The 19,456-nt window shown below is 72.4% G+C and carries 17 protein-coding genes; 11 read left to right on the forward strand and 6 right to left on the reverse strand.

Annotated elements, in window-relative coordinates:
- Nucleotides 1-63: 63 nt before the first annotated feature.
- A complete protein-coding gene (locus ACGFYV_RS28540; protein ID WP_393881365.1) occupies nt 64-1,491 on the reverse strand; it encodes a M1 family metallopeptidase in 1,428 nt (475 codons plus the stop codon).
- A 289-nt stretch (nt 1,492-1,780) separates the two neighbouring features.
- Between ACGFYV_RS28540 and ACGFYV_RS28545 the strand changes: the two genes are divergently transcribed.
- Nucleotides 1,781-2,131, forward strand: a complete 351-nt coding sequence (locus tag ACGFYV_RS28545; RefSeq protein ID WP_393881366.1) for a DUF488 domain-containing protein — start codon at nt 1,781-1,783, stop codon at nt 2,129-2,131.
- Nucleotides 2,132-2,152: 21 nt separating this feature from the next.
- On the opposite strand, the gene ACGFYV_RS28550 is transcribed toward ACGFYV_RS28545, so the two are convergent.
- Both ACGFYV_RS28550 and ACGFYV_RS28555 read right to left on the reverse strand, forming a co-directional pair.
- Nucleotides 2,153-3,826, reverse strand: a complete 1,674-nt coding sequence (locus ACGFYV_RS28550) for an FAD-binding dehydrogenase (protein ID WP_393881445.1) — start codon at nt 3,824-3,826, stop codon at nt 2,153-2,155.
- Between the two features lie 97 nt (nt 3,827-3,923).
- A complete protein-coding gene (locus ACGFYV_RS28555) occupies nt 3,924-4,565 on the reverse strand; it encodes a TetR/AcrR family transcriptional regulator (protein ID WP_393881367.1) in 642 nt (213 codons plus the stop codon).
- 136 nt (nt 4,566-4,701) lie between these two features.
- On the opposite strand from ACGFYV_RS28555, the gene ACGFYV_RS28560 reads away from it, so the two are divergent.
- The gene (locus tag ACGFYV_RS28560) at nt 4,702-5,331 is read left to right on the forward strand and encodes an alpha-ketoglutarate-dependent dioxygenase AlkB (protein WP_393881368.1); all 630 of its coding nucleotides are present in this window, start codon (nt 4,702-4,704) and stop codon (nt 5,329-5,331) included.
- A 111-nt stretch (nt 5,332-5,442) separates the two neighbouring features.
- The gene (locus ACGFYV_RS28565; RefSeq protein ID WP_393881369.1) at nt 5,443-6,189 is read left to right on the forward strand and encodes an MBL fold metallo-hydrolase; all 747 of its coding nucleotides are present in this window, start codon (nt 5,443-5,445) and stop codon (nt 6,187-6,189) included.
- A gap of 101 nt (nt 6,190-6,290) precedes the next feature.
- Here ACGFYV_RS28565 and ACGFYV_RS28570 read toward each other — a convergent pair whose 3' ends face one another.
- Entirely contained in the window at nt 6,291-7,172 is an 882-nt protein-coding gene (locus ACGFYV_RS28570) for a universal stress protein (RefSeq protein ID WP_393881370.1), read from the reverse strand.
- A 215-nt stretch (nt 7,173-7,387) separates the two neighbouring features.
- Between ACGFYV_RS28570 and ACGFYV_RS28575 the strand changes: the two genes are divergently transcribed.
- The 3 genes from ACGFYV_RS28575 to ACGFYV_RS28585 are packed head-to-tail and all read left to right on the forward strand — an operon-like array spanning nt 7,388 to nt 10,940.
- Complete coding sequence (locus ACGFYV_RS28575; protein ID WP_393881371.1) at nt 7,388-9,064, forward strand: FAD-dependent oxidoreductase; 1,677 nt, start codon at nt 7,388-7,390, stop codon at nt 9,062-9,064.
- Nucleotides 9,061-10,593, forward strand: coding sequence for an ATP-binding protein (locus ACGFYV_RS28580; RefSeq protein ID WP_393881372.1), 1,533 nt, complete (start codon nt 9,061-9,063; stop codon nt 10,591-10,593). Before ACGFYV_RS28575 ends, ACGFYV_RS28580 begins: the two co-directional genes overlap by 4 nt.
- Nucleotides 10,590-10,940, forward strand: a complete 351-nt coding sequence (locus ACGFYV_RS28585) for a UBP-type zinc finger domain-containing protein (RefSeq protein ID WP_393881373.1) — start codon at nt 10,590-10,592, stop codon at nt 10,938-10,940. Before ACGFYV_RS28580 ends, ACGFYV_RS28585 begins: the two co-directional genes overlap by 4 nt.
- 31 nt (nt 10,941-10,971) lie before the next feature.
- On the opposite strand, the gene ACGFYV_RS28590 is transcribed toward ACGFYV_RS28585, so the two are convergent.
- A complete protein-coding gene (locus ACGFYV_RS28590) occupies nt 10,972-12,207 on the reverse strand; it encodes an SGNH/GDSL hydrolase family protein (RefSeq protein ID WP_393881374.1) in 1,236 nt (411 codons plus the stop codon).
- Between the two features lie 212 nt (nt 12,208-12,419).
- Nucleotides 12,420-14,177 (reverse strand): M4 family metallopeptidase, encoded by a 1,758-nt coding sequence (locus ACGFYV_RS28595; protein ID WP_393881375.1) that lies wholly within the window; start codon nt 14,175-14,177, stop codon nt 12,420-12,422.
- Nucleotides 14,178-14,508: 331 nt separating this feature from the next.
- On the opposite strand from ACGFYV_RS28595, the gene ACGFYV_RS28600 reads away from it, so the two are divergent.
- From ACGFYV_RS28600 to ACGFYV_RS28620, 5 genes are all read left to right on the forward strand, one after another.
- The gene (locus ACGFYV_RS28600) at nt 14,509-15,723 is read left to right on the forward strand and encodes a serine hydrolase domain-containing protein (protein WP_393881376.1); all 1,215 of its coding nucleotides are present in this window, start codon (nt 14,509-14,511) and stop codon (nt 15,721-15,723) included.
- Between the two features lie 77 nt (nt 15,724-15,800).
- Nucleotides 15,801-16,475, forward strand: coding sequence for an AIM24 family protein (locus tag ACGFYV_RS28605; RefSeq protein WP_393881377.1), 675 nt, complete (start codon nt 15,801-15,803; stop codon nt 16,473-16,475).
- Nucleotides 16,476-16,661: 186 nt separating this feature from the next.
- The gene (locus ACGFYV_RS28610) at nt 16,662-17,873 is read left to right on the forward strand and encodes a protein kinase (protein ID WP_393881378.1); all 1,212 of its coding nucleotides are present in this window, start codon (nt 16,662-16,664) and stop codon (nt 17,871-17,873) included.
- Nucleotides 17,870-18,190, forward strand: coding sequence for a serine/threonine protein kinase (locus ACGFYV_RS28615; protein WP_393881379.1), 321 nt, complete (start codon nt 17,870-17,872; stop codon nt 18,188-18,190). Before ACGFYV_RS28610 ends, ACGFYV_RS28615 begins: the two co-directional genes overlap by 4 nt.
- Before the next feature lie 190 nt (nt 18,191-18,380).
- Nucleotides 18,381-19,421, forward strand: coding sequence for a hypothetical protein (locus ACGFYV_RS28620; protein WP_393881380.1), 1,041 nt, complete (start codon nt 18,381-18,383; stop codon nt 19,419-19,421).
- Nucleotides 19,422-19,456: the final 35 nt, after the last annotated feature.

The raw sequence follows: 19,456 nt of genomic DNA on the forward strand, positions 1-19,456 counted from the left end.
ACCGGGTACGGCTCTCCGCGGGGCCCGCGCGAGCGGTGACGGTGGGGCCGTACCCGGGGCGGGTCAGGCGCGGTCCGGTTTGCCCTTGGCGTAGAGCCAGGTGTGGAAGAGCGCGTCGAGGTTCTTGCCGGACAGGCGCTCGGCGAGCTTCACGAACTGGGCCGTCGTGCCGTGTCCGCCCCGGTGTTCGCTCGCCCAGGCGCGCAGGATCCGCAGGAAGGCCCGGTCGCCGACGGCCCCGCGCAGTTCGTGCAGGGTCATGGCGCCGCGGTCGTAGACCGGGGTGTCGAAGATGTTCTTGCCGCTGCCCGGGTCGCCGGGCGGGAAGGCCCACAGGTCGTCGCCCGCGGGCCGGGCGTAGAGCGCGTCGAAGGTCTTCTGGGCGCTCGGGCCGCCGTGCTGCTCGCTGTAGAGCCACTCCGTGTAGGTGGCGAAGCCCTCGTTGAGCCAGATGTCCTTCCACGCGGTCAGCGCGACGGAGTCGCCGAACCACTGGTGGGCGTTCTCGTGGACGAGGGTGGAAAGGTCGGGTGCAGCGTCGTAGACCGGCCGGCTCTGGGTCTCCAGCGCGTAGCCGACGTCCGGGGCGTGATCGACGATCGAGCCGGCGGCGCGGAACGGGTACGGCCCGAACAGCTTGCTCTCCCAGGCGAGTACGGAGGGCAGCTTCTTGAGCACCGGCGCGGCGTCCCGGGCCTCCCGCGGGTCGACGGCGTTGACCACCTGGATGCCGTCCGGCGTCGTGTACCGCTCCAGCGTGAACTTTCCGACGGTGGCGGTGGCCAGGTACGCGGCCATCGGCTCGGGCTGGTGCCAGCGGAAGGTGGTGCGGCCGTGCGCGGTGTGCTGCCCGGTCAGGATGCCGCCCGCCACGGCGGTGCGCCCCTCGGGGACGGTGATCGTGAAGTCGTACGACGACTTGTCCTTCGGGTGGGTGTTGGCCGGGAACCAGGTCATCGCGCCCTGCGGTTCGCCCGCGACGAACGCCCCGTCGTCCGTGGGGATCCAGCCGTCGGCGGAGCCGTCCGGGTCCGTGACGGGCTTGGGCGTGCCGTTGTAGGTGACGGTGATCCGGAACGACTGGCCCTCGTGGAGCGCATGGCGCGGGGTGACGAGGAGTTCCTGTCCGCTGCGGGTGAAGCCGGCGGTGGCGTGGTCGACGGTGACGCCGGTGACCTTCAGGCCTTTGAGGTCGAGGTCGAAGCGGCTGAGCCGCTGGGTGGCGCGGGCGGTGAGCACCGCCGTGCCGTCGAGGTGCCGGGAGGAGGTGTCGTAACGCAGCGTCAGGTCGTAGTGGCGGACGTGGTAGCCGCCGTTGCCGCTGAGCGGGAAGTAGGGGTCGCCGGCGCCCGCCGCGCCGGTCGTGCCGGCCGCCGTGGGGGCCCCGGCTCCGAGGAGCGCCGCCACGGCCACGGGGACGGTGGCGAGGACCGCCTCGCGGCGGAGGACTGCGATGCGCCGTCGTGCGGCCGGTCTGCGGGATGACGTCACGTGCGCTCCTTGGAGGGTGGCGTGATCGGTTCTGCACGGACTGGACGTGATCGGTTCTGCACGGACTGGACGTGATCGGTCCTGCGCGGACTGGACGTGATCGGTTGTGCGCGGACTGGACGTGATCGGTTGTGCGCGGACTGGATCTGCACAGAGTAGAGGCGTCGGCCGTCGGCGTTCCCCCTCGTTCAGGTCACGTCACGTCTCGTCACGCCGCGTCGCGGCGCCGGGTCTTGGGGCGCCCGGCGTACGCTCGCGGCACCGTCCACGATCCGAGGAGGGCCCGCCCGTGAGCGTGCGCGTACGCCGGATCTACGACCCGCCCGAACCCGACGACGGCCTGCGTGTGCTGGTGGACCGGTTGTGGCCGCGCGGGATGACCAAGGAGGAGGCGTCGTACGACGAGTGGCCGAAGGGACTCACGCCGTCCACGGAGCTGCGCCGCTGGTACCACGGCCATGAGGGCTCGTTCGACGACTTCCGGAGCCGCTACGAGGCGGAACTGCGGGAGCCCGGGGCCGCCGAACTGCTCGACGGCCTCAGGCGATCGGCCCGCGAGGGCCCGGTGACCCTGCTGACGGCGTCCAGGACGCCGGAGACGAGTCACGCGGCGGTGCTGGCGGAGCTGCTGACGCACTGAACCGCGCACCGGCCCGGCAGATCAGCCCGTCTGCCGTGCCGCGTGCCGGCCGGCCGCGCGGCCCGAGAAGAGGCAGCCGCCGAGGAAGGTGCCCTCCAGGGCGTTGTAGCCGTGGACGCCTCCGCCGCCGAAGCCGGCCACCTCGCCTGCCGCGTAGAGACCGTCGACAGGTTCGCCGTCGGTGCCGAGGGCGCGGGAGTCGAGGTCGGTCTGGATGCCGCCGAGGGTCTTGCGGGTCAGGACGTGCAGCCGGACGCCGATCAGTGGTCCGGCGGCGGGGTCGAGGATGCGGTGCGGGGAGGCGACCCGGCCGAGCCGGTCGCCGATGTAGCGGCGGGCGTTGCGGATGCCCTGGACCTGGGAGTCCTTGCTGTAGGGGTTGGCCATCTGCAGGTCGCGGGCCTCGATCTGGCCGCGCACCTCGGCCGCGTCCAGCAGCGCCTTGCCGGTCAGGCCGTTCATCTTCTCCACCAGCCGCTCAAGGGTGTTCGCGGTGACGAAGTCCGCGCCCTTGTCGACGAAGGCCTGGACAGGCGCCGGGGCGCCCTTGCCCAGCAGCCGGTCCCGGAGCACGGCCTTGCGGTCCTTGGCCGTGATGTCGGGGTTCTGCTCGGAGCCGGAGAGGGCGAACTCCTTCTCGATGATCTTCCGGGTGAGGACGAACCAGGAGTGGTCGTACCCGGCGATGTCCTCGGTGGTGCGCAGGTACTTGAGCGTGCCGAGGGTGTCGTAGCCGGGCAGGCAGGGGTCGGGCAGGCGGCGGCCGAGGGCGTCGAGCCAGATGGAGGACGGGCCGGGCAGGATGCGGATGCCGTGGCCGTGCCAGATGGGGTCCCAGTTCCGCAGGCCCTCGGTGTAGTGCCACATGCGGTCGCGGTTGACCAGGCGCACGCCCGCCCCGGCGCTGATGTCGAGCATGCGGCCGTCGACGTAGGCGGGGACGCCGGTGACCATCTCGGCGGGGGCCTTGCCGAGCCGCTCGGGCCAGTAGCGGCGCACGATGTCGTGGTCGGCGCCGATGCCGCCGCTGGTGACGACGACGGCCTGGGCGGTGAGTTCGAACGCGCCGATGCGGTCGCGGTTGGAGGCGACCCCGCGCGGCGCGTCGTCGGCGGCGAGGACGGTGCCCCGCACGCCGCGCGCCGCGCCGTTCTCGATGACGAGTTCGTCGACCTGGTGGCGGTGGTAGAAGGTGAGCAGTCCGTCCCGGGCGGCCTGCCGGGCACGGCGGACGAAGGGTTCGACCACCCCGGTGCCGGTGCCCCAGGAGATGTGGAAGCGGGGTACGGAGTTTCCGTGGCCGTCGGCCCGCAGGTCGCCGCGCTCGGCCCAGCCGACGCTCGGCAGCAGTTCGATGCCGTGCCCCTGGAGCCAGGAGCGCTTCTCGCCGGCCGCGAACTCCACGTAGGCGCGGGCCCAGCGCACCGCCCACGCGTCCTCGTCGTCGAGCCGGTCGAAGCGGGCGCTGCCCCGCCAGTCGTTCCAGGCGAGGTCGAAGGAGTCCTTGATGCCGAGGCGGCGCTGTTCGGGCGAGTCGACGAGGAAGAGCCCGCCGAGGGACCAGAACGCCTGGCCGCCGAGGTTGGCGGCGTTCTCCTGCTCGACCAGGGCGACCCGCTTGCCCCGGCTGGTGATTTCGTGCGCCGCGACCAGGCCGGCGAGGCCCGCTCCGACGACGATGACGTCCGCGTCCATGGCGTCCATGTCCCTTCCTCTACGTCCGTCTACGACTCGTTCAGGGGGCTGCGACTCGATCAGGGGGATACGACTCGTTGAGAGGGCTGCGACGTGTTCAGGGGGCTGCGACGTGTTCAGATGTGCCGCTGCCGTCGGTCAGCAGGGCGGTGAGCAGTTGCTTCAGCCATGCGCGGGCCGCGTCGACGTCCTTGTCCAGCAGCAGCTGGACGGTGACGCCGTCGTAGGCCGCGACCACCGCGCGGGCCGCGCTGTCGACGCCGCCGAGCACGGCGGGCAGTTCGGTGTGGCCCCGGGCCCGGAAGAGCCGGTCGGCGACGGCCTCCCGGAGCCGGGTGCGGTGGTCGAGGAGGGCCTGGGCGACGGCCGGGTCGCGGGCCGCGTGCACCAGGAAGTCGGTCTTCACGAGCAGCCAGTCCACGTCGAGCAGCAGGACCTCGGTGACGCGGTCCACGGAGGCGGGCACGTCGAGGTCCGGCATGTCCTGGGCGAGGGCGTCGGCCACCTGGGAGGCGATGAGGTCGGCGCGGTCCCGGTACAGGGCGAAGAACAGCTCGTCCAGGGTGGCGAAGTTGGAGTAGAAGGCGCCCCGGCTGTAGCCGGCGGCCTCGCAGACCTCCTCGATGGAGACCCGGCCGAAGCCCTTGGCGGCGAAGACCGCGAAGGCGGCGTCGAGCAGGTTGGCCCGTGTCCGCGCGCGCCGCCTGGTCACCCGCCGGGCCGTGTCCTGTGCCGTCATCGCCGCTCTCCCTCCCGTTCGATACGCGAATGTATCCGATACATCGATGTATCGAAAGACCGAAAGACCGAAAGGCCGAAAGGGCCCAGCCGTCGTTCATGGGAACGTATTTTCGATTAAGGAGTAGGCTGAGCTCATGGCCACCCACCTCCAGGGCTCCCTGTTCGACCAGACCGACGAGCTGCGCCTCGGTCCGCTCGACGGGCTGCGCAGGACCGAACTGGGCGCCGGCGCCTGGATCGACGTACTGCCGGACTGGCTGAGCGGAGCCGACACCCTGTTCGAACTCCTCGCCGAAGAGGTCCCCTGGCGGGAGGAACGCCGCCAGATGTACGACAACGTGGTGGCCGTCCCGCGCCTGCTCGCCCACTACCGCGCGGACGCCCCCCTGCCCCACCCGGTGCTCATCGAGGCCCGCGCGACCCTCACCGCGCACTACGCCGAGGAGCTGGGCGAGCCGTTCACCACCGCCGGTCTGTGCTTCTACCGCGACGGTCAGGACAGCGTCGCCTGGCACGGCGACCGGATCGGGCGCGGCGCACGCAAGGACACCATGGTCGCGATCCTGTCCGTCGGCGCGCCCCGGGACCTGCTGCTGCGGCCCGCGGAAGGCGGCGGCGAGACGGTCCGGCGGCCCCTGGGGCACGGCGACCTCATCGTCATGGGCGGCTCATGCCAGCGCACCTGGGAACACTGCGTCCCCAAGACCGCGCGCGCGACGGGACCCCGGATCAGCGTCCAGTTCCGGCCGCACGGCGTGCAGTGACCCGCCCACCCGTGCCCACCGTGCCCACCGCGTCGTCCGCGTCCACCGCGCGCGCGGAGGCCGCGTCTGGTTGGCTGTCCCCGTCGTTTTGTCGCGAGGGGCTGGGAGATCATGCGCACAGAGGTACACCAAGTCGCCGACGGCACCTTCCTGGTGCACGGCAACCACGTCAACTGGGTGATCCTCAAGGACGGTGACGCCGTCACCCTCGTGGACACCGGTTACCCCGGGGACCGGCAGGGCCTCCTCGAATCCCTCGCCGAAGTCGGCAGTTCACCGCAGGCGGTGGCCGCCGTACTGATCACCCACGCGCACAACGACCACCTGGGCTCCGCCGAGTACCTGCGCGGCACCCACGGCACCCCGGTCTATCTGCACCCGGCGGAAGTCCCGCACGCGCGCCGGGACTTCCTCCAGCAGGCCACCATCGCGGACGTGCTGCGCAACTCCTGGCGGCCGGGCGTGGTGCCGTGGGCGGTGCACGTGATCCGTGTGGGTGGAACCGCCGACCACCCGGTCGCCGCTCCCGAGCCGTTCCCGGCGCAGGGCGCGCTCGACCTGCCGGGGCGCCCCGTCCCCGTGCACACCCCGGGCCACACGGACGGCCACTGCGTCTACCACCTGCCCGACGCCGGGATCGTGATCACGGGCGACGCGCTGGTCAGCGGCCATGCGACCTCACGGGTCCAGGGGCCGCAGCTGGTGCTCGACTTCTTCCAGCACGACCGTGCTCGGGCCATGGCCTCACTGGACCTGATCGGGGCACTCGACGGCGACACCCTGCTGCCCGGTCACGGCCCGGTCCACCACGGCCCCGTACGCGCCGCCGCCGAACTGGCCCTGTCACGGGCCTCCTGACGAGGCCATGAGCCGGGCGCCCGCCCCCGGGCACCCGGCCCCACCCGGCCCCACCCGTCCCCGTCCGACCCCGCCCCGCCTCACCCGGCCGACGGGGCGGCTCACCCCTGCGTCGGCAGCTCCACCGGGACCACGGCCACCGGGCATACGGCGTGATGCAGCACCCCGTGCGCGACCGAGCCGATGCGGGCGCCGACGGCCGTGTGGTGCGCCCGGCGGCCCACGACCATCAGCTGAGCCCGGTCGGCCACCGACAGCAGCACCTGCCCGGCGCTGCCCATCTCCACGTGCTCGGCCACGGGCACCTTCGGGAAGCGCTCCCGCCAGGGCGCCAGCGCCTCGGCCAGGGCCTGCTTCTCGTACGGCTCGAGACCGCCGGCGTCGTCCAGGAGCTTCAGGGAACCGGGGCTGTAGGCGAAGACGGGCGGCAGGGTCCAGGCGCGTACGGCCCGGACGCCGGCGCCGCGGGCCGCGGCCGTCTCGAACGCGAACCGCAGCACGGCCGCGCTGTCCTGCGGGCCGCCGTGCTGGCCCACCACGACGTCCCGCCCCGCGGCCTCCGGCGCCGGCTGGTCCCCGGCCCGCACCAGGACCACGGGCCGGGTCGTCTCGGCGATCACGTGCCGGCCGACCGAACCGAGCAGGAACCCGACCAGCGGACCGTGCCCGCGCGAGCCCAGGACCAGCATCTCGGCGTCCTCGGCGGCCCCGGACAGTGTCCGCGCGGGCCCGCCCTCCAGGACGTCCACCTGGACCTCCAGCCCGGGGTGCCGGCCGGAGACGGTGCGCACGGCCTCCCCCACCCCGTCCGACACCCAGCCGTACTGGGTGTCCCGGTCGGCCGTGGCGAGCGACTCGGTGTAGCGCCACGCGTGCACCACGCGCAGGGGCAGCCCCCGGCGTACGGCCTCCCTGGCCGCCCAGTCCAGCGCGGCCAGGCTCTCCTGCGTACCGTCCACCCCTGCCGTGATCGGGCGTGTCATGCGTGGGCCTCCTCGTCGTTCCGCGTCCGCGGCGATCGGTCGTGATCAGTCTTCACCACCTCGCGCGCCCCTGCCCCCACCACCGGCGGGCGGATGATCGCGGACCTGCTGTGTACCTCAGCGAAGCCGGGCGATGGAACATACGATGAGCGGGAGCCGGTGCGGCGGACCAGCGACACCGTCCCGGCGAACCGACCACTCGGGGTGGGAGAGGCATGGCACAGGCTGCCGACGCAGCGAGGACCGTCATCCTGACCGTGGACGACGACCCGGGAGTCTCCCGGGCCGTCGCCCGTGATCTGCGGCGGCGCTACGGCGAGTCGTACCGGATCGTCCGCGCCGAGTCCGGCGACTCCGCGCTCGAGGCACTGCGCGAGCTGAAGCTGCGCGGCGATCTGGTGGCGGTGATCCTGGCCGACTACCGGATGCCCCAGATGAACGGCATCGAGTTCCTGGAACAGGCCCTGGACGTGTATCCGGGGGCGCGGCGCGTGCTGCTCACGGCGTACGCGGACACCGACGCGGCGATCGACGCGATCAACGTCGTCGATGTCGACCACTATCTCCTCAAGCCGTGGGACCCGCCGGAGGAGAAGCTCTATCCGGTGCTGGACGACCTCCTGGAGGCGTGGCGCCACAGCGACTACCGGCCCGTGCCCAGCACCAAGGTCGTCGGGCACCGCTGGTCGGCGCGCTCCTCGGACGTGCGCGAGTTCCTGGCGCGCAACCAAGTGCCCTACCGCTGGTACTCGGTGGAGGAGCCGGAGGGTCAGCGACTGCTGGCCGCGGCCGGGCAGGACGGGCAGCGGCTGCCGCTGGTCGTCACCCCGGACGGCACCACGCTCGTCGAGCCCGAGGCGCCCGAGCTGGCCGCGCGGGTGGGTCTGGCGACGACGCCGACGGCCGACTTCTACGACCTCGTCGTGATCGGCGGCGGCCCGGCCGGTCTCGGTGCCGCCGTGTACGGCGCCTCCGAGGGCCTTCGGACCGTCCTGGTGGAGCGTGAGGCGACCGGCGGGCAGGCCGGGCAGAGTTCCCGCATCGAGAACTACCTCGGCTTCCCCGACGGCGTCTCCGGCGCCCAGCTCACCGAGCGGGCGCGGCGGCAGGCGGCCCGGTTCGGCGCGGAGATCCTGACCGCGCGCGAGGTGACGGGGCTGGAGATCAACGGGGCGGCGCGCGTCGTACGGTTCTCGGACGGCTCGGCGATCGCGGCGCACAGCGTCATCCTCGCGACCGGTGTGCAGTACCGGCAGCTGGAGGCGGAGGGCTGCGTCGACCTGACCGGCTGCGGGGTGTTCTACGGCTCGGCGCTGACCGAGGCGTCCGCCTGCCAGGGGCAGGACGTGTACATCGTCGGCGGCGCCAACTCGGCGGGCCAGGCGGCGATGTACCTGTCCCGGTTCGCCAAGTCGGTGACCCTGCTGGTGCGTGGCCCGGATCTGTCGGCGTCGATGTCGCACTACCTGATCCAGCAGATCGGCGAGGCCCCGAACATCTCGGTGCGCAGCCACACGGTGGTCGACGCGGCGCACGGCGGCGACCGTCTGGAGCAGCTGACCCTGCGCCATGTGCACACGGACGAGAGCGAACGGGTCGACGCCCAGTGGATGTTCGTGTTCATCGGCGCCGCCCCGCTCACCGACTGGCTGGACGACACGGTGCTGCGCGACCGGCGCGGCTTCATCCTGGCCGGGCCCGATCTGAGCGCCGACGGACGGCCGCCGGCCGGCTGGGAGCTGGACCGGCCGCCGTACCACCTGGAGACCAGCATTCCCGGCGTGTTCGTGGCGGGCGACGCGCGCGCCGAGTCCGCGAAGAGGGTCGCGTCCGCCGTCGGAGAGGGAGCCATGGCCGTGATGCTCGTCCACCGGTATCTGGAGCAGCAATGAGCGGGCAGCCGATGCCGTGCGTTCAGGGAGAGATCAGCTCCCTGTTCCTCTTCGAGAAGCTGACGCCCGAGCAGTTGGGGCGGCTGTGCGCCGACGGCCGCGTGGAACTGTTCCAGCCCGGCCCGGTGTACACCGAGGGTGACCCGGCGACCTGCCTCTACGTGATGCTCGACGGCACGGTCGTGCTGTACCGCCGGGTCGGCGGTGACGACATCGAGGTGACCCGGACCTCGCAGCGCGGGGTGTACGCGGGCGCCATGCAGGCGTACCTCGGGGACCGGGTGCGCCAGGTGTACAACAACTCGATGCGGGTGACGGAGCCGACGCGGTTCTTCGTGCTGCCGGCGGACACGTTCGCCGAGATCATGAGCGAATGGTTCCCGATGGCCGTGCATCTGCTGGAGGGGCTGTTCTTCGGCTCGAAGAACACCCAGGCGATGATCGGGCAGCGCGAACGGCTGCTGGCGCTCGGCTCGTTGTCGGCGGGGCTCACGCACGAGCTGAACAACCCCGCCGCGGCGGCCGTCCGGGCCACCTCGGCACTGCGCGAGCGGGTCGCGAAGATGCGGCACAAGCTCGGCATGATCGCGGAGGGCCCGTTCACCCGGGACCAGTTGGCGAGTCTGGTCGAGATCCAGGAGCGCACGGCCGAGCGGGTCGCCAAGGCGCCGTCGCTCAGCCCGCTGGAGGCCTCCGACCGGGAGGACGCGCTCACCGACTGGCTGGAGGACCACGGCATCGACCACGGCTGGCAGCTCGCCCCGACCGTCGTGCAGGCGGGGCTCGATGTCGACTGGATGGAGCAGGTCGCCGCCGCCGTGGACGAGGAGATCCTGCCGGGCGCGATGAGCTGGCTCAACTACACCATCGAGACCGAGCTGTTGATGAACGAGATCGAGGACTCCACCACCCGTATCTCGCACCTGGTCGACGCGGCGAAGCAGTACTCGCAGCTGGACCGGGCGCCGTTCCGGGAAGCGGACGTGCACGAACTCCTCGACAGCACGCTGATGATGCTGTCCGCCAAGCTCGGTCCGCGCATCGAGGTGGTCAAGGAGTACGCCCCCGCGCTCCCGCTGGTCCCCGCCTATCCGGCGGAGCTGAACCAGGTGTGGACCAACCTCATCGACAACGCGGTGTCCGCCATCAACAGCGCGGGCGGCGCCGGCACGCTGACCGTGCGGACCGTGCTCGACCACGAGCGGGTGCTGGTCGAGTTCCGGGACACCGGGCCCGGTGTCCCGCCGGAGATCAAGGACCGGATCTTCGACCCGTTCTTCACCACCAAGCCGGTCGGTGAGGGCACCGGTCTGGGCCTGGACATCTCGTGGCGGATCGTCGTCAACAAGCACCACGGCACCCTGCGGGTGGACTCGGTGCCCGGCGACACCCGCTTCCAGGTGTTCCTTCCCCTGACCGCCGAGACGCCGGACGAAGCGTCCGGTGAGGCGTCCATCGAGGCGCCCGGTGAGGCGTCCGACGCGGCGTCCATCGAGGCGTCCGTACCGACTTCCGAGGAGACAGCATGAGCGGCGAGGCCGTGATCGACCCGAGCGTTCCGCCGAGCGGCACCGGCTGCGTCGAGTGCGACGAGGGGGGCGGCTGGTGGTTCCACCTGCGCCGCTGCGCGCTGTGCGGGCACATCGGCTGCTGCGACGACTCCCCCGCCAAGCACGCCACCGCCCACTACCGGGCCACCGGGCATCCGGTGATCCAGAGCTTCGAGCCGGGCGAGGACTGGTTCTGGGACTTCGACAAGGACGAGTTGTACGACTCCGGACCCGAACTCGCGCCCCCCGCCAGCCACCCGTCGGACCAGCCGGCGCCGGGCCCGGCGGGCCGGGTCCCGGCGAACTGGACGCAGTTGCTGGCCTGAACGCGCTGGGCCCCTTGCGGGCGGGGCGGGTTCAGCGCCCGCAGTCGAGGCTGCTCAGGTCCACGGCGTCGGCCATCGCCCGCATCCCCTCATCGCCCGGGTGCAGATGGTCGCCGCCGTCGTAGCGGGGCAGGATCCGCTGGGGGTCGTCGGGGTCGCGCAGGGTGCGGTCGAAGTCGGCGACCCCGTCGAAGGCTCCGCTGTGCCTGATGAACCGGTTGACGTCCTGGCGTACGGCCTCGCCGGCCGGGTCCCATTCGGGCCAGCCCTGGAACGGTCCGATCGTCGCGGCGACCACGCACGCCCCGGCGGCGTGCGCCCGCCGCACGATCTCCCGGTACCCGGCGATCAGATCGTCCGCGGTGACCCCGGCGTGGGCCTTGAGGTCGTTCACCCCCTCGAAGAGGAACACGGTGCGCACGCCGGGCTGGGACAGGACGTCCCGGTCCAGCCGGTGCAGGGCGCCCTGTCCGCCGCCGTCGTCCGTGAGGACCTTGTTGCCGGACAGCCCCTCGTTGGCGACGCCCTTGACCGCAGTGCCGACCGCCGCGGCGAGCCGGCGGGCGAGGTGGTCGGGCCAGCGCCGGTCGCGGTCGGCCGTGGACTGCCAGCCGTCGGTCAGGGAGTCGCCGAGCGCGACGACCGCGCCGGTGCCGGTGTGCGCCGGACGCACGGAGACGGCGTCCAGGTACCACCAGGAGCCGGTGGTCCGCGTCCAGCCGGCCGCGCCGTCCTCGCCGGTGTGGTCGCCGTCGCCGATGTACGACGCCTGCATCGCCAGGCTGTGACCGCTGGCCGGGCCGGCCGCGTCGGGGGTGTGGAGGCTGACGACGAGGTCGGCCTGAGCGGGCACCTCGCCGGGCAGCGGATCGCTCCACGCGAAGGCGCCGGGCGGCACGGTGACGGTCCGGGACCCGTGGAAGGTCAGCTGCCTGTCGGTGCCGGCGCGCAGCACCGCACCCTGGCCGCGCAGGCCCGCGTGGACGTCGTCGACGGTGAGGGGGCGGTCGCCGAACGCGTTGGTCAGGCGGACGCGCAGGTCGCTCCCGCCGACGCTGGTGCGCACGACGAGCCGGTAGCCGCGGTCGGCGGTGCCGACACCGACCCTCTCGGCGCTCGCTGCCCAGGTGACGACTCCGGTGCCCCGGGTGGTGGCCCCGGTCAGGGCCTGGACGGGCGGGGCGGGTGCGGACTGTCCGGCGGCGGCGACCAGCAGGACGGCCGCCACGCGGCAGACGCGCCCGAGGCGGCCGACGCGGCCGGTCACCGGGCCCCGTCCCCGAGGGCGACGGACCCGCCGGGCCTCGGGCGGACCGTACGGGACGTGCCTGCGTGTCCCACGGAGGTCATCGTCCCGCCGATGCCGCGGATCCGCACCCCGGCCGGGCCCGGACACGCGGATGCCCCACGCGGGCCCGGACACGCGGATGCCCCGCGCGGGGCGGGGCATCCGGTCCTGCCGGTGGGTGCGGCCGCCCGTCAGTGACGGGCGGCCGGGGTGTTGGCGGCGGTCACGTCGACCGCGGCCCACGCCTTGTCCACGGTCTTGTACTCGGTGCTGGTCGCGCCGTACAGGTCCTTGGCCGCCTTCAGCGTCGCGATGCGCGCCTGGTGGAAGTCGGTGGTGGAGACCATGTAGCGGGTGAGCGCACGGTAGAAGACGGCCGTGGCCCTGGTGCGGCCGATCCCCTGCACCGTGATCCCGTGATAGGTGGGTGAGTCGTAGGCCACCCCGTTGATCGTCTTCTTGCCGCTGCCCTCCGCGAGGAGGTAGTACGCGTGCGAGGAGACACCGGAACCGGCGTGCACCTCGGCGTCGTACGTGTCCGGTGACCAGTAGTCGATCGTGCCCTCGAGCTTGTCGAGCGAGGGGTGGTCCAGGCGGCGCAGGAACGTCTGGGCCAGGCCCAGCTTCTCGCCGACCAGGTAGTCCGGGACGTCCTTCGTGTTGTTCGCGTAGGACTCCACGCTGGTACCGAAGATGTCCGCGAGCGACTCGTTCGGCGAGCCGGGCTCGCCGTACTGGTTGCCGTCCGCGTCGACGTAGGTCGGCTCCAGCCGGGCGGTCGCGTCGACCACGCCGTGGGTCAGCTCGTGACCGGTGACGTCGAGGACGACGAGCGGCTTCTTGAACGTCTGGCCGTCGCCGTCGCCGTACAGCATGCAGGTGCAGGCCGGGTCCCAGAAGGCGTTGGCGACCTCGCTTCCCCAGTGGACCATCGCGCGGGCGGGCTTGCTGTCGTCGGCGATGCTCTTGCGGCCGAAGGTCTTCTTGTAGAAGTCCAGGGTCCTGGTGATGCCGTACTGGGCGTCCGCGGCGGCGCTGGCGCGGCTGGTGGTCGCGCCGTTGCCCCAGACGTGGGTGGTGTCGGTGAACGTCGTGCCGGCGCCGAAGCTCTCCGTGGTCGCGCCCTTGGCGTCCCGCGTCTCGGTGCCGTACCGGCTCGGGTCCTTGAGCTGGTAGTGGCCGCGCGAGGTCTGCGTGGCGGTCAGGCCGACGGTGCCCACGAACGGGGTCCTGCCGGTGCCCGCCGCACTCGACGGGTAGGTCGCGGCGCCCAGGGCGCGCGAGCCGAGCAGGCCGGCCGGGGCCGAGCCGGTGCCGGCGGCCGGGACCGCGCGCTCGCCCCGCCCGCGCAGGGTGTCGATCAGCTTCGGCGACAGGAACTCGTCGGCGTCGGGCGTGTCGCTGCGCACCGTGCCGGTGAGGGCGTCGACGACCACGGTGCTGGAGCCGGCGTCGCCGGTCACCGTCACCTGGTAGGCGAGAGCGGTGGCGCCGCCGCGGGCGTCGACCACCAACCGGGCGCCGCCCGCGTCGCCGCCCGCGGCACGGGCGGCCTTGGCGGCTGCTTGACCCGGGGTCAGTCTGGCCTTGGTGGCGTCGGGCCGGACGGTGTGGCCTGCCGCGCGGGTGACGCCCGTGTAGGCCAGCTTCCGGTTCAGGTGGACGACGAGGTCGCCGCCGAGCACCGGCATTCCGGCGTGTGTGCGGGTGAAGCGGACGTGGCGCGCACCCTCGGGGTCGATCATCACGTCCTGGGCGTGGAGTTCGTCGCCCTGGGAGACACCGGTCGCCGCCGCGTGGGCGAAGGCCGCGGTGCGCGCCGCCTCCGCCACCGTCGTGGTCGTCGGGGCGGCGGACGCCGCGGTCCTCTGCGTCCCCGTGGAGGGACCCGCGAAGGCCGTTCCGGCAAGGCCCGTGGCAGCCGTCGTTACCGCGACGGCGACTGCCACGCTGCGTATGTGGGGTCTACGCACTGAGAAGGGTTTCCTTCGTCCGAAGGCGGCCGGAATCCCCAACCGCCTTGAGACATGGCGTCGTTGGACGTCATGGGGGCTGGTCGGGCCCCAGGCTCACCCTTTCGGATCAGTCATGCACACGTAAAGTCGAAATGATCCATTTACCGACTTTCCGTGGCAATCCTTTGCAAATGAGCGCCACGGGGTGATCAGTCGCTGACCAACTGCGTGTCGGCTGGGGAGACGTCGCCGCGATCTCCTAGGTTCCAGGCCGGAATGTGATCGATGTCGCAGCACGAACCGGACGGATGGGAGTGGGAGCCGCATGGTCTCAGCAAGGGTGAGCAGGGGCGCGGTGCTCGGAGCGGTCGCGCTGTCCCTCGTGGCGGTACCGGCGCGGGCCGCGACCTCGGAGGTGAACGCCCCTGCGGCGGCGGTGCTTCCGGCGCCGGACACCGCGGGCGTGGACGCGGTGCTGCGCACGGCACGCAACCAGGGTGCGCCGGGGGCCTGGGCCCGGATCGACGACCACGGCACCACGTACCGGATCTCGCGGGGCCTCGCGGACCGGGGCGCGGGACGGGCGGTCAGCACCGACGACCGCTTCCGCATCGGGAGTGTCACGAAGACCTTCTCGACGGTCGTCCTGCTGCAACTCGCCGACGAGCACAAGCTGGACCTGGACGCGCCGGTCAACCGCTACCTGCCGAAGCTGCTGCCGGACGACCGCATCACGGTCCGTCAGGTGCTGAGCCACCGCAGCGGCCTGCACGACTACACCTACGACATGTTCGCCGACAGCGTGTCCGGCTTCGAGGCCGTGCGCGACAAGGTCTTCACCCTCCGCGACCTGGTCGCGCTCTCCCTGAAGAAACCGCGCACCAACGCGCCCGGCGCCGCCTACTCCTACTCCAACACCAACTTCGTCGTCACCGGGCTCCTCATCGAGAAGCTCACCGGGCACTCCGTGAAGAGCGCGTACGAGAGCCGCGTCTTCACGCCGCTGAAGCTGGCCGACACCTTCTACGTCCACCCGGACACCCGGATCCCCGGCCGGTACGCGCGCGGCTATCTGACCCCGGACCAGGCCGGCGGCGCCCTGGTCGACGCCACCACGCAGACGGCGTCCTGGGCGCAGAGCGCGGGGGCGATCATCTCCAGCGCCAAGGACCTCAACACCTTCTACTCGGCGCTGCTCGGCGGCAGGCTGCTCTCCTCCGCGCGCCTCGCCGAGATGGAGCGCTTCACCAAGGTCAGCAGCACCACCGCGTACGGGCTCGGGCTGCGCCGCCGCGACCTGTCCTGCGGGACCTCGGTCTACGGCCACACGGGCGCCGTCCAGGGCTACTACACGTACGCGTTCGGCACCAAGGACGGCGGGCGCAGCATCACCGCCGTGGTGAACACGTCCAACAACGCCAAGGTGCTGGACACCCTGGCGGGCACCCTGGAGTCGGCGTTCTGCGGGAAGAGCGCGAAGAAGACGCGGGCGCCGCGCGGCTCCTCCGTCCGCGAACGGGCCGTCGACACCCAGCAGTAGCGGCCAGGAGATCGTGTCCGAACCGGCACGTTCCGTGATCTTGGCGGAACCGGCCCGTCCGGGACACCATGCACCGCATGAAGGGTGATCTCTTTTCCAGTCATGTGGTGCAGCCGGCCGTCGCGCCGGGGATGAGCGTCGAGAACGCCAAGTGCATCAGGTACGCGGTGAGCGGCGAGATGTTCGCCCGCCAGGGCGCGATGATCGCTCACCGCGGCAGCCTCCAGTTCGAGCGCAAGGGCCAGGGCGTGGGCGGCATGCTCAAGCGCGCGGTCACCGGTGAGGGGCTGCCCCTGATGGCGGTGCGCGGGCAGGGGGAGGTCTGGTTCGCGCACGAGGCCCAGAACTGTTTCATCGTCGAGGTCGAGCCGGGCGACCAGTTCACCGTCAACGGCCGCAACGTGCTGTGCTTCGACCCCTCGCTGTCGTACGAGATCAAGACCGTGAAGGGCTCCGGCATCGCCGGCGGCGGGCTGTTCAACAGTGTGTTCAGCGGGCAGGGCCGGCTCGGGCTCGTCTGCGAGGGCAACCCGCTGGTCATACCGGTCTCGGCGCAGCAGCCGGTGTACGTCGACACCGACGCGGTGGTCGGCTGGACCGCGCACCTGCAGACCTCGCTGCACCGCTCCCAGTCCTTCGGCTCGATGCTGCGCGGCGGTTCGGGCGAGGCGGTGCAACTGATGCTGCAGGGCGAGGGATTCGTCGTGGTGCGACCGAGCGAGGTCACGCCGCAGAAGGCGCAGCAGCACTGAACCCTCTCCGGGTGAGGCGACGGACCACGCCCCGGCTCCCCTCCGGGGGGCCGGGGCGTCTTGGTCCGGTCGAAGAACCGGACAAAGGGTAGAACCACGGCCGGAGTTGCCGATGCCTTGAACACTCCCCCGCGTGCTCCGCGTATCTCCGGGCGGGACGGTACGGGGTTTCGGCGAGGGGTGGCCATGGTCAAGGCGCACGTCTTTGCACACGAGTTGGTCGCCGGGCGCTACCGGCTCCTGGAGGTCTTCTCCCGCGAGACGAACCGCGTGTGGTGGTACGCGCGGGACGTGCCGGTGAACCGGCCCCGCCTGGTGGCGCGGACGGGAATGCCCGAGAACGCCGGCGCGGACACCGTGCGTCACGTCAGGGCCCGGGTCGTGCGGACCTCCGAGACCATGCGGCTCCTGCGGCCAGGCCGGGTCGCCGGCCTCGTCGACGCGGTCGTGGAGGAGGGCAGCCTGTGGACGGCGATCGAGTGGATCGACGGCACTCCCCTCGGTGAACTCCTCGACCGCGACGGCCCGTTGAACCCCGCGCGGGCGGCCCGGATCGGCCTCGGGATCCTCGACGTGCTCCAGGCGGCGCACGACGAGGGTGTCACCCACGGCGAACTGAGCCCCGGCCAGGTCTTCGTGTGCGACGGCGACTCGGTCGTGGTCACGGGGTTCGGCCTCGCGGGCACGACCCTGGCGCCGAGGATGACGGCACCGTCGTACGCCTCCCCGGAACAGGCCCGCGACGAGCGCGTCGGACCGGCCGCCGACCTGTGGGCGCTGGGCGCGATCCTGTACACGATGACCGAGGGCCGGCCGCCGTTCCGGGACCGCGGCCGGCCCGAAGCCACCTTGAGGGCCGTGGACCGGCTGCCGCTGCGCACCCCGCTGCGCGCGGGACCCCTCACCCGGGCCGTACAAGGGCTGCTGCGCAAGGACCCCCGGGAGCGCCTGACCCTGCCGGTGGCCCGGGAGTCCCTGACGCGGGCGCTGGGCGCTGACGCTGACGGCGGTGCGGGCGGCGACGGCGGTGCAGGTGGCGGTGCGGGCGGAAGCAGAAGCAGACGGACCGTGGCCGTCGGGACCGCTCTGGCCGTCGTCACCGTGGCCACGGCCGTACTGGCCGCGGCCCCTCATCTGCCGGGCACATCCACGGCAGCGGAACCGCCCGCCCGTCCGCCGCGGCCACCCCGCCGAGCCCCGCTCCGACACCCGCTTCCGGCTCCGGCGGAGGCGCCGGCGCCTCCGCCCTGCCCGCGGGATACCGTCCGTACACGGCCCCGGAGGGCTTCACGCTGGCCCTGCCCGCGGGCTGGAAACGGCTGGCCGCCTCGCGCGGCGCCGGGCGTGCCTACCGCGTCACCTTCGGCGCGGGCGGCCACTCCCCTACCCTCGCCGTGACCTACAGCGAGGGCCTGGGCGCGGACCCGGTCGCCGTGTGGCGCGACGACGTCGAGCCCGGTCTGGAGCGGCTCGGCGGCTACCACCGCGTCGGCGCCGTGCGGCCCGCCACCTACCGGGGTCACAGGGCCGCCGACCTGGAGTGGCTGTCGGGCACCGGCGCCGCACGGGTGCACACCTTCGGGCGCGGCTTCCTGCTCGACGGCGGCCACGGCTTCTCGCTGCGCTTCACCACCCGGGCCGCGGACTGGGACGACGCTGCTAGCCAACTCACTCTCAAGACCTTCCTGGAGACCTTCCGCGAGCCGAAGGGCTGAGGGACTGAAGGGCCGAGAGGCCGAGAGGCCGAGAGGCCGAGGAGCCGAGGAGTCGAGGGGCTGAGCCCGCCCCGGCCACGTTCCCGCATCGTTGCGCCAAAGCATGGTCAATGCGGCCATATAGGCTTCCTCCCTGTGCCCGGACATCCGGGCACGGTCCCGTCCAGCCACGCCCGCAGGAGAGTCATCCGTGACCCTGGCCATCGACCCGTCCGAGACGTCCGTCCCCGCCCCGGCGCCCCTGTCCGACCTCGTGGCGCGCGACGCGCGCGAGTTCGGCGTGTACGCGCGCACCGGCGGCTGGGCCTTCGCGCTGATGGTGGCCCGCAGCGTGCGGCCGGGCGGACAGGCGGCGGGAGAGACGCCGAAGGTCTCGGCGAAGGAGTTCGCGGACCTGGCCGGCTGCTCCGCCGAGCGGGTCATGCGCTACTACAAGGCCTGGGACCGCGCGGCGGACGACGGTCTCGTCCCGCTCTTCGAGGCGCTCGAACCCGGCCAGGACGTGGAACTGCCGGACGCCGACGTGTGGTTGACCTACTACGTCTCCCGCAACAGCGCCACCTCCGAGCGGGGCACGGCCATCGCGCAGGCCGCCGAGGCGGAGGGCATCCGGCCCACCAAGGCGCTCGAGGTCGCCGAGAACCCGACCGCGCTGCGCGCCGCGATCCTCGCCGACCCCTCCACCGCGCGGGCCGCCCGCTCCGCCCTGCTGGACCGGGTCAAGGAGGACCCGGACCTGCAGGCCGAGCTGGCGCGGGACGTCGTCCGCACCGACGACCTCAAGAAGGCCGTCGCCAGCGAGAGCCGGGCCGCCGACCGGATCGGCTACGTCCGCCAGATCGCCGAGTCCGGGCAGTTCCGGACGCCGGCGGGACAGACGGTGGACGCGCCCACCGAGCTGCGCGAGGAGGCCGAGCGGCATCTGTCGCTGATCGACGAGCTGGACGACACCGAGGACGCCGGCGAGTGGGCCACCGAGGCCTACGACACCATGAAGAACCTGGTCGCCGAGACGGTCGAGGCCGATCCCGAACTGCGCGTCCAGGAGCGGCGGACGAAGTTCTACAGCAGCCTGCAGAAGGCGACCCGCGCGTTCGAGGAGCTGACCTTCGACGACGCCCAGGACTTCTACGAGGACGACATGCTCCAGCGTCTGGAGGAACTCCAGCAGGCCATCGGCAGCTGCCTGACCGCGCTGCGCGGAGCACGTGGGGGCGAGGCGCGGGGCTGAGCACCCCGGGCGGGCGGGCACCGGTACCCGGTGCG

It is taken from the genome of Streptomyces sp. NPDC048297 (assembly GCF_043201585.1).
In the GTDB taxonomy this organism is placed as follows: domain Bacteria; phylum Actinomycetota; class Actinomycetes; order Streptomycetales; family Streptomycetaceae; genus Streptomyces.